A 10,410-nucleotide genomic window follows, 5' to 3' on the forward strand; every position below is an offset into this window, starting at 1 on the left:
GTGTCACCTGGTCCGGCCCGGCGATGAACAGCGTCACCACCACCTCGTCGAAGGACGTGGCGAACGCGAACAGTGCGCCCGAGATCACCCCCGGAGCGATCACCGGCAACGTGACGCGGAAGAAGGTCTCGACCTGTCCGGCGCCCAGGCTCAGCGAAGCGCGCACGAGGTTCTGGTTGAAGCCCTGCAGCGTGGCCAGCACGGTGGTCAGCACGAAGGGCGCGCCCAGCGCGGCGTGGACGACGATCAGGCCGAGGTAGGTATCGGCCAGCCCGATCCGCGCGAAGAAGAGGTAGCAGGCCACGCCCACCACCACGATCGGCACCACCATCGGCGCGATCAGGATGCTCATCAGCAGGCCCTTGCCGGGAAAGTCGGCGCGTGCCAGACCCACTGCGGCGAGGGTGCCCAGCACGGTGGCCAGCAGCGTTGCGGCCGGGGCGACGATGAAGCTGTTCTTCGCGGCACGGCCCCATTCGGGCGCATTGAAGAGGTTTTCGTACCACTGCATCGACCAGCCCGGCATGGGATACGCCAGGAAGGAACTCGACGAGAACGACAGTGGCACGATCACCAGGATCGGCAGCAGCAGGAAGACCAGCAGAGCCACGCACAGGCCACGCAGCGCCCACCAGCCGAGCTTGTCGGCCAGCGTCGCGTAGGCGGGGAACTGGGGGGTCAGGGCAGACAGGAGGGCGTTCATCGGTGTGGGGTCCTCAGCCCAGGCTCAGTTCGGATTTGACGATGCGGCGGTACACCGCGTAGAGCACCAGCGTCGCCGCCAGCAGCACCGCGCCCAGCGCGCAGGCCATGCCCCAGTTCACCTCGACGTTGGTGTACTGGGCGATGTAGTAGGACAGCATCTGGTCGTCCGCACCGCCCAGCAGCGCCGGCGTCACGTAGTAGCCGATGCACAGGATGAACACCAGCAGCGCGCCTGCGCCGATGCCCGGGTAGGTCTGCGGCACATAGACGCGGAAGAAGGCGGCCAGCGGCGCACTGCCCAGGCTGATCGCCGCACGCAGATAGGTCGGTGGCACCGACTTCATCACGCTGTAGAGCGGCAGGATCATGAAGGGCAGCAGGATGTGGACCATCGCGATGACCACGCCTGTGCGGTTGAACAGCAGCGCGATCGGCTCGCTGGTCAGTCCGAGGCCCATCAGCGCGGTGTTGACCAGCCCCTCGCGCTGCAGCAGCACGATCCAGGCGGCGACGCGCACGAGGATCGAGGTCCAGAACGGCACCAGCACCAGGATCATCAGCACGTTGGCGTGGCGCGCCGACAGCGTGGAGAGCCAGTAGGCCAGCGGATACGCCAGCAGCAGGCAGCACAGCGTGACGACCGCGCTGATGTTGAATGTGCGCAGCAGGATCTTGCCGAACACGGCCTGGTCGGCGGGCATCGGTTCGATGTCGCCGGCCGCGCTGCGGCGGTGATCGACCGAGGCGAGCAGGTAATCTGGTGTCCAGCGGCTCGAATTCTTGGCGATGGCCTGCCAGTACTTGGCTTCGGACCAGCGGGGATCGACCGCGAGCAGCTGGTCGCGCACTTGCTCGGGCGTCAGCTTGTCGCCGAGCGGCAGCGCCCGGTAGGTGCCCATGACCAGCGAGCGCGCGCCGGCCACTTCGGAGTTGAGCCGCCGGGCCAGCGTGCCGGCCTGCGCGGACTCGGGCAGGGCGCCCAGGTCCTGCGCGAGGGCGGCGAATGCTGGCGCTGGCGGCGCGCCCTGGCGGTCCCACTTGGCGAGTGCCTGTCCGGTATGGACCAGCACGTCGGCGACCTCCGGGTTCTCGACCGCACGCTGGAGCAGCGCGCCGATCGGCACCAGGAAGGTCAGCAGCAGGAACACCAGCAGCGGCAGCGTGAGCGCCACCGCCATCTGCTTGCGGCGTCGTTCGGCGCGTTGCAGCGAACGGGCGAGATCGGCCGAGCCGATGGGGGCGATGGCGGTGGCGCTCATGGACTTACTGCGCCGCCCAGGCGGCGAAACGCTTTTCGAGTTCCTCACCCTGGTCGGCCCAGAAGGTGATGTTGAACTTCAGTGCATCGGCGCTGTTGGCCGGCGAGGTCGGCAGCAGGCCCAGGGTCTTGGTGTCCAGCTTGGCCAGGGCCTTGTTGTTGGTCGGGCCGTAGGAGATCAGCTTGGCGTACTCGGCCTGCGCGTCCGGCTGCGAGGCCGAGGCGATGAACTTCATGGCCAGGTCCTTGTTGGCGCCGCCCTTGGGCATCACCCAGTAGTCCAGGTCATAGATGCCACCGGTCCAGGAGATCTTCAGGTTCTTGCCTTCGCGCTGGGCGGCATCGATGCGGCCGTTGTAGGCGGTGGCCATCACCACGTCACCGGCAACCAGGAACTGCGGCGGCTGCGCACCGGCTTCCCACCACTGGATGCTCGGCTTCAGCTCGGTCATCTTCTTGAACGCGCGGTCCGCGCCGTCCTTGGTGGCCAGCACCTTGTAGACGTCGGCGCTCTTGACGCCGTCGGCCATCAGCGCGAATTCGAGGTTGTAGCGGGCGCCCTTGCGCAGGCCACGCTTGCCGGGGGTCTTCTTGGTGTCCCAGAAGTCGGCCCAGGTCTTGGGGCCATCCTTCAGCTTGTCGCCGTTGTAGGCCATCACGGTCGACCAGATGAAGATGCCGACGCCGCATTCGTGCACGGCAGCGGGCTGGAAGTCGGCCTTCGGGGCGACCTTGGCCCAGTCGATCTTCTCGAACAGCCCTTCGTCGCAGCCGCGGGCCACGTCCGGGCTTTCCACTTCCACCACGTCCCAGGTGACCTTCTTCGTCTCGACCATGGCCTTGATCTTGGCCTGCTCGCCGTTGTATTCGACGCCGACGATCTTGGCGCCCATGGCCTTCTCGAAGGGCTCGACATAGGCCTTCTTCTGCGCGTTGCCATTGGCACCGCCGAAGTTCACGACGGTCAGCTGGCTCTGGGCGAAGGCCGAGCTGGCGACGAGCGTGGCGGCAACGGCCACGGCCAGGGAGACGGAAGTGGTTTTCATGGGGGAGAAACTCCGGTGTGAGCTGCCGTTGTCGGCGGGGTGGATGGAATGGGGCGTCGGAACAGGTGTCGGGCGATCAGGCATAGACCCGCAGGAACTCGGTCGGAAAGCGCAGCCACACGGCCTGGCCCGCCTGCGGCGCCAAGGCGCTCAGCGGCACCTTGACGGTGGCCTGCGCCTGCCCTGCGATCGCGCATCGCAGGCGCAGGTGGTCGCCGTAGTAGATGACGTCGTTGATGGCGGCCTGAACCACATTGGCCAGGTCCGCTGGCGCTGCCAGATGGGCCTCGATGCGTTCGGGGCGCACGGACGCGGCGACCTTGCTGCCAGGAACGGCGTGGTTGATGTTCAGGCCCGCCAACCGCTCGCCCGTGGACAGCACCAGCTCGCAGCGGCCGCGGTCGTCGGCGCCGAGCGTGCCGTCGAGCACCGTGCTGTCACCGACGAAACCGGCGACGAAGCGGTTGGCCGGCGTTTCGTAGAGCTTGCCGACGGCGTCAATCTGCTGGATCAGGCCGTCGTTGAACACGGCGACGCGGTCGCTCATCGTCAGCGCCTCGCCCTGGTCGTGCGTCACGTAGACAAAGGTGATGCCGAGCTGGCGGTGCAGCTCCTTCAACTCGAGCTGCATGTGTTCCCGCAGCTGCTTGTCCAGCGCGCCCAGCGGTTCGTCCATCAGCACGAGCTGCGGCTCGAACACGAGGGCGCGGGCCAGCGCCACCCGCTGCTGCTGGCCGCCGGAGAGCTGGGCGGGGTAGCGATCGCCCTTGCCGCCGAGCTGCACCATGTCGAGCGCCTTGGCCGTGCGGCGGGCGATCTCGTCCTTGGGCACCTTGCGCACCGTCAGCGGGTAGGCCACGTTGTCGCCCACGGTCATGTGGGGGAACAGCGCGTAGTTCTGGAACACCATGCCGAAGTGGCGCTTGTGTGGCGGGGTGCGGGTGATCGGCTTGCCGTCGAGCAGGATGTCGCCCGCAGTCGGCGACTCGAAACCGGCCAGCATCATCAGCGTGGTCGTCTTGCCCGAGCCGGATGGTCCGAGCAGTGACAGGAACTCACCGCGCTGGATGTCCAGATCGAGCGAGCGCACCACCAGGCTCAGGCCGTCGTAGGTCTTCTGTACGCCTTTGAATTGAACCAGGGGGAGGCTGCTCATCGTGCGGGTTGTCCAGGGTCTGTCGAGGAATGGGTGGGCTTGCAGCTGCAAGACGCCCGGACTGTAGGAGCGGGTCACCCGCGGCAACATGTACAGACAGTGGCGTGCAGTTGTGCACTGTGCAGGCCGCTTTCCATGTACAGAGAGACCCTCTGTTCAAGCGTGGTGCGCTGTGTTTGTGACTGGTGCGCCGCGTGCGCCGAATCGAGGCAGAAACGGCCGGCCAGCCCGCTCCATTGGCCTCTCGGCGCGTCCTGCGAAGAAACATGCCAGCCTGAAGCGGCCAGAGCGCCAGATTTCGCGCGGATGAAATCCGATGGACTGCAGCACGTTGTTGCATCGGTACAACTTCCGAAGTTGGCGCTGGATCAAGGTTCAGTCCGGCTTATTTAAATACTAACGGCAAAGTGTTGATGATCCGATCCCAGTGAGTCATCTCCCAGGCAACCCCCAACACAACCACCAAAAGTCAGACCCCCGGCAAGCCGGAGGTCTAGAACAAGAAAAAGCGCTTTTCCGAACAGCGGAACTCAGGCTGTGGCGTCGAAGCTGGCCGACAGAATGGCCAGCCCTTCATCCAGCACCGCGTCCGACGCCGTGAGCGGCACCAGGATGCGGATCACGTTGCCATGCACCCCGCACGACAGCAGCACCAGCCCGCGCTGCGCCGCTTCCGTGACCACACGCTTGACGCGCTCGGCGTCCGGTTGATGCACGTCACCATTCCTGAACAGCTCGATGGCCACCATCGCGCCCAGGCCGCGCACGTCGCCGATCACGGCCTGGCGGCTGGCGATGTCCCGCAACCCGGTCATCAGACGCTGGCCGACAGCGCGGCCGCGCTCCATCAAGCCGTCGTTGTCGAAGATGTCCATCACCGCCAGCGCCGCCGCACAGGCCAGCGGGCTGCCGGCGTAGGTGCCGCCGAGTCCACCCGGAGCTGCTGCGTCCATCACATCGGCGCGCCCGATCACGGCAGACAGCGGAAAACCACCCGCCAGCGACTTGGCCATCGTGATGATGTCCGGCGCCACGCCGACCTGCTCGAACCACTGTTCGCACGCCAGCCACGTGCCCGTGCGCCCGGCTCCTGTCTGCACTTCGTCGGCAATCAGCAGGATGCCGTGCTGGTCGCACAGTGCGCGCAGTGCCTGCACGAACTCGATCGGCGCCACGTAGAAGCCGCCTTCGCCCTGGACCGGCTCCAGGATGATTGCCGCGACCCGCGAAGCTTCGACGTCGTACTTGAACAGCGCGTCGATGGAGGCCATCGCGTCTTCCACGCTCACGCCATGCAGTGCGCAGGGGAACTTGGCGTGGTAGACCTCGGCAGGGAAGGGGCCGAAGCCGATCTTGTAGGGCGCGACCTTGCCGGTCAGCGCCATGCCCATCATCGTGCGGCCATGGAAGCCACCGCCGAAGGCGATCACCGCCGAGCGTTTCGTGTAGGCCCGTGCGACCTTGATCGCGTTCTCGACGGCCTCGACGCCTGTGGTCAGCAGAAAGCTTTTCTTCGGAAAGTTGCCCGGTGCCTTGGCGTTCAGGCGCTCGGCGACTTCGATGTAGGGCTCATAGGCCAGTACCTGGAAGCAGGTGTGGGTGTAGCGGTCGAGCTGCTCCTGCACCGCCTTGACCAGCGCGGGGTGACGGTGACCGGTGTTCAGCACGGCGATGCCGCCGGCGAAGTCGATCAGGCGGCGGCCTTCGACGTCCCACACCTCGGCGTTTTCGGCGCGGTCCACGAAGATCTCGTGCGACTGTCCCAGCCCGACGGGCAGGGCGGCGCGGCGGCGCGCCATCAGGGCCGCGTTGGTGGTGTCGGTGATGTGGGGTTCGCGGTGCATTCGGGACTCCTGGGCAAGAATGGACGCACTCTAGGCCCCGCACGCAGCAGCGACCATGTACAGCGCGGCATCCTCTGCGGCGCACTGTGCAGGGTGCCTGCCCGGTACAGACTGCCAGTTGGCAGCGCTAGACTCGCTGCACATGCTCACGCTCCAACCCCAGTCCGCCATTCCGCTGGTCACGCAGATCGTCGACGGCCTGCGTCGCCTGATCGACGAGGGCGCCTTGCGCGCCGGAACCAAGGTGCCCTCGATCCGCCAGTTCGCCCATGCGCACGAGGTCAGTGTCTTCACCGTGGTCGAGGCGTTCGACCGGCTGGTGGCCCTGGGCTACCTCGTGTCGCGGCCGCACTCGGGCTTCTTCGTGCGCAAGCGGGCGGCGGTCGAGAACCGCGAGCCGGCGGGCGCGGTCCGACCGGGTTACCGATTCGACTCGGCCTGGTACCTGCGCAAGATCTTCGAGAACCGCCACCTGTCGATGAAAGCCGGCTGTGGCTGGCTGCCCAGCGACTGGCTGTTCGAGGACGGTGTGCGCCGCTCGCTGCGTGCGCTGGCGGCGGACAACGTCGACCTCGGCGGGTATGGCGATCCGAAGGGCTTCCCGCCGCTGCGCGAGTTCATCCGCGACGCGATGGCCGAGCAGGAGATCGCCATTGCGGCCGAGCAGGTGCTGCTGACCCAGGGCTCCAGCCAGGCGCTCGACCTCGTGGCGCGGCGGCTGATCCACGCAGGCGATGCGGTGCTGGTCGATGATCCGGGCTACGCCAATCTGCTGTTCTCGCTGCGATTCGCCGGTGCGCAGCTTGTCGGTGTGCCACGCACGCCGCAGGGCTACGACCTCGCGGCACTGGAGCGGCTCATCATCGAGCACCGCCCCAAGGTCTTCTTCACCCAGCCGCGCCTGCAGAGCCCGACCGGCTCCACCGCACAGCTCGCCCACCTGCACCGCGTGCTGCAACTGGCCGAGAAACACGACTTCCTCGTGGTCGAGAATGACCTCTATGTCGATCTCGACCCGGAGCCGCGCCCCTCGCTTGCCAGCCTCGACCAGCTGTCGCGGGTGGTCTACGTCGGCAGCTACTCGAAGACGATCTCGCCCAATCTGCGCGTCGGCTACCTCGTCGCGCATCCGGACCTGCTCGAAGACCTCGCGCAGCTCAAGATGATTTCCGGCCTGACCTCGTCGGAGTTCAGCGAGCGGCTGGTCTACGGGGCGTTGACGGAAGGCCGCTGGCGCAAGCACCTGAAAGCGCTGCGCGAGCGGCTGGCCGAGGCGCACCAGCGGGTGGCAGGCCGGCTGGCCAAGCTCGGCTTCGAGCTGTTCACCGAGCCCAAGGCGGGCATGTTCCTGTGGGCGCGCCACCCGGCGCTGCCGGACGCGGCCGAGTTGTCCAACCAGGCGGCAGCCAGCGACATCATGCTCGGTCCTGGCCACCTGTTCACCGCCGACATGGCGCCCACGGGGTGGATGCGCTTCAACGTCGCGTACTGCGCAGACGAGCGGCTGTTCGCCTTCCTCGATCAGCGCATCCGCACGCTTCTATAATCAAAAGCTTTGCCACATCAAGCACTTAGAGCCCTCAGGGTCGAAAGCCACGGAATGAAAGCCTCAGAAATCCGCTCCACCTTCCTGAACTTCTTCGAGTCCAAGGGGCACCAGATCGTGGCCTCGTCGCCGGTCGTGCCGGGAGACGATCCGACGCTGCTGTTCACCAACGCCGGCATGAACCAGTTCAAGGACGTGTTCCTGGGCTTCGACAAGCGTCCGTACAGCCGCGCCACCACCAGCCAGAAGTGCATCCGCGCCGGCGGCAAGCACAACGACCTCGACAACGTCGGCTACACCGCGCGCCACCACACATTCTTCGAGATGCTGGGCAACTTCAGCTTCGGCGACTACTTCAAGCACGACGCGATCAGCTTCGCGTGGGAGCTGCTGACCGAGCGGTTCAAGCTGCCCAAGGACAAGCTCTGGGTCACCGTCTACTCGGAGGACGACGAGGCCTACGAGATCTGGAACAAGGTCGTCGGTGTACCGGCCGAGCGCATCGTCCGGATCGGTGACAACAAGGGCGGACGCTACATGTCCGACAACTTCTGGATGATGGGCGACACGGGCCCGTGTGGCCCCTGCACCGAGATCTTCTTTGACCACGGCGAAGACGTGGCCGGTGGTCCTCCGGGCAGCCCGAACGAAGACGGCGACCGCTACATCGAGATCTGGAACAACGTCTTCATGCAGTACAACCGCACCGAAGACGGTGTGATGCACAAGCTGCCCAAGCCCTCGGTGGACACCGGCATGGGCCTGGAGCGCATCACTGCGGTGCTGCAGCACGTGCATTCGAACTACGAGATCGACCTGTTCGTCGCGCTGCTGGCCGCGGCCAGGAACGCGGTGGACTTCGCTGCCGGCGTGACCGACGGTGGTGTTGGCTGCGACGCTGCGAGCCCCAGCCTGAAGGTCATCGCCGACCACATCCGCGCCTGCTCGTTCACGGTCGCCGATGGCGTCATTCCGGGCAACGCTGGCCGTGGCTTCGTGCTGCGCCGCATTGCCCGCCGCGCGATCCGCCACGGCTACAAGCTGGGCGCGCGCGCGCCGTTCTTCCACACGCTGGTGCATCCGCTGGCCGTCCAGATGGGCGATGCCTATCCGGAGTTGCGCCAGAACGCCGACCGCATCTTCAGCGTGCTGAAGCAGGAGGAAGAGCGCTTCTTCCAGACCATCGCCAACGGCATGGAGATCCTGGACGGCGCGCTGGCCGCGGTCGAAGCGTCGGGCACGAAGCAGATCGACGGCGAAACAGCGTTCAAGCTGCACGACACCTATGGCTTTCCGGTCGACCTGACCGCCGACGTCTGCCGCGAGCGTGGCGTGACGGTGGACCAGGCGGGTTTCGAGGCCGCGATGAATCGCCAGCGCGACCAGGCCCGCGCTGCCGGCAAGTTCAAGATGGCGGCCGGCCTGTCGTACAGCGGCGTGCCGACCGCGTTCCACGGCTACGAGCACCTCGCCTGCGACACCTCGAAGGTCGTCGCGGTCTACGTGGACGGCAGCCAGGTCGAGCAGGCGAACGCCGGCGATGACGCCGTGATCGTGCTCGATCACACCCCGTTCTACGCCGAAAGCGGCGGTCAGGCGGGCGACACGGGCGAGCTGCGCAACGGCACGACCCGCGTGGTCATCGAGGACACGTTCAAGATCCAGGCCGATGTGTTCGGCCACCACGGCCGCATCGCCGAAGGCGCGGTCAAGGTCGGCGACACGTTCGCCGCCAAGGTGGATGCCGAACTGCGCGTGAAGATCGTGCGCAACCACAGCGCGACCCACCTGATGCACAAGGCCCTGCGCGAAGTGCTCGGCACGCACGTGCAGCAGAAGGGCTCGCAGGTCACCGCCGACCGCACCCGCTTCGACTTCGCGCACAACGCGCCGATGACCGATGCGGAGATTCGCCAGGTCGAGTCCCTCGTCAACGCCGAGATCCTCGCCAACGCCGCAGCGAACGCCGAGGTGATGGCGCTCGACGACGCGCAGAAGTCCGGCGCGATGATGCTGTTCGGCGAGAAGTACGGCGAGACCGTGCGCGTGCAGACGATCGGCTCCAGCAAGGAACTCTGCGGTGGTGTCCACGTGCGGCGCACGGGCGACATCGGCGTGTTCAAGATCGTGGCCGAGTCGGGTGTCGCGGCCGGCATCCGCCGTGTCGAGGCGGTGACAGGCGACAACGCGCTGGCCTATCTGCAGTCGCTGGAAGCCACGGTGAACGGTGTGGCTGGTGCGCTCAAGGCGGCGCCGGCTGAAATCTCGCACCGCATCGGCAGCCTGCAGGAGCAGCTGCGTGCGCTGGAAAAGGAAGTCGTCGCGCTCAAGGGCAGGCTGGCGTCCAACCAGGGTGACGCGCTGGTGGCGCAGGCGATCGACCTGAACGGGTTGAAGGTGCTGGCCGCCGTGCTGGAAGGCGCAGATGCTGCCACGCTGCGCACGACCATGGACCAGCTCAAGAACAAGCTCAAGACGGCGGCGATCGTGCTGGCGGCGGTCGATGGCATGAAGGTGCAGATCGCAGCTGGCGTCACGGCCGACTCGACGGGCAAGGTCAAGGCTGGCGAGCTGGTCAACTTCGTCGCGCAGCAGGTCGGTGGCAAGGGAGGTGGCAAGCCGGACATGGCGATGGCCGGCGGTACCGATGCGAGCAAGCTGGCCGGTGCGCTGGCCAGCGTGCGCGGCTGGGTCGCCGAGCGCGTCTGAGGCATGGCCGACCTTCCGGAAGCCGACGATCCCTTTGCCCCGGTCCAGTCGCCGCGCCTGTGGCGCGACGAGGTCTGGACCGCCAAGGTCATCAAGAACGAGGACGACGAGGGCTGGGCTGTGTCGATGACCCGCCACGGCGAGTC

7 protein-coding genes are annotated in these 10,410 nt (G+C 66.6%); 2 read left to right on the plus strand and 5 right to left on the minus strand.

Going from position 1 to position 10,410, the window contains the following annotated elements; all coding sequences use genetic code 11:
* The 5 genes from AB3X43_RS06695 to gabT form a co-directional block, all read right to left on the minus strand.
* Positions 1–703 (minus strand): ABC transporter permease (locus tag AB3X43_RS06695; protein ID WP_369429085.1); only part of this gene is annotated, 703 nt, incomplete at its 3' end.
* A gap of 13 nt (positions 704–716) precedes the next feature.
* Complete coding sequence (locus AB3X43_RS06700) at positions 717–1,964, minus strand: ABC transporter permease (protein WP_369429086.1); 1,248 nt, start codon at positions 1,962–1,964, stop codon at positions 717–719.
* A 4-nt stretch (positions 1,965–1,968) separates the two neighbouring features.
* Complete coding sequence (locus AB3X43_RS06705) at positions 1,969–3,009, minus strand: ABC transporter substrate-binding protein (protein ID WP_369429087.1); 1,041 nt, start codon at positions 3,007–3,009, stop codon at positions 1,969–1,971.
* Between the two features lie 76 nt (positions 3,010–3,085).
* A complete protein-coding gene (locus tag AB3X43_RS06710; RefSeq protein ID WP_369429088.1) occupies positions 3,086–4,165 on the minus strand; it encodes an ABC transporter ATP-binding protein in 1,080 nt (359 codons plus the stop codon).
* A 530-nt stretch (positions 4,166–4,695) separates the two neighbouring features.
* The gene (gabT, locus tag AB3X43_RS06715) at positions 4,696–6,009 is read right to left on the minus strand and encodes a 4-aminobutyrate--2-oxoglutarate transaminase (RefSeq protein ID WP_369429089.1); all 1,314 of its coding nucleotides are present in this window, start codon (positions 6,007–6,009) and stop codon (positions 4,696–4,698) included.
* A gap of 142 nt (positions 6,010–6,151) precedes the next feature.
* Between gabT and AB3X43_RS06720 the strand changes: the two genes are divergently transcribed.
* Positions 6,152–7,555, plus strand: coding sequence for an aminotransferase-like domain-containing protein (locus tag AB3X43_RS06720; protein WP_369429090.1), 1,404 nt, complete (start codon positions 6,152–6,154; stop codon positions 7,553–7,555).
* 54 nt (positions 7,556–7,609) lie between these two features.
* A complete protein-coding gene (alaS, locus tag AB3X43_RS06725; RefSeq protein ID WP_369429091.1) occupies positions 7,610–10,264 on the plus strand; it encodes an alanine--tRNA ligase in 2,655 nt (884 codons plus the stop codon).
* The last annotated feature ends 146 nt before the right edge of the window (positions 10,265–10,410 follow it).

The sequence above is a fragment of the Sphaerotilus sp. genome, assembly GCF_041083715.1.
Taxonomy (GTDB): domain Bacteria; phylum Pseudomonadota; class Gammaproteobacteria; order Burkholderiales; family Burkholderiaceae_C; genus Sphaerotilus.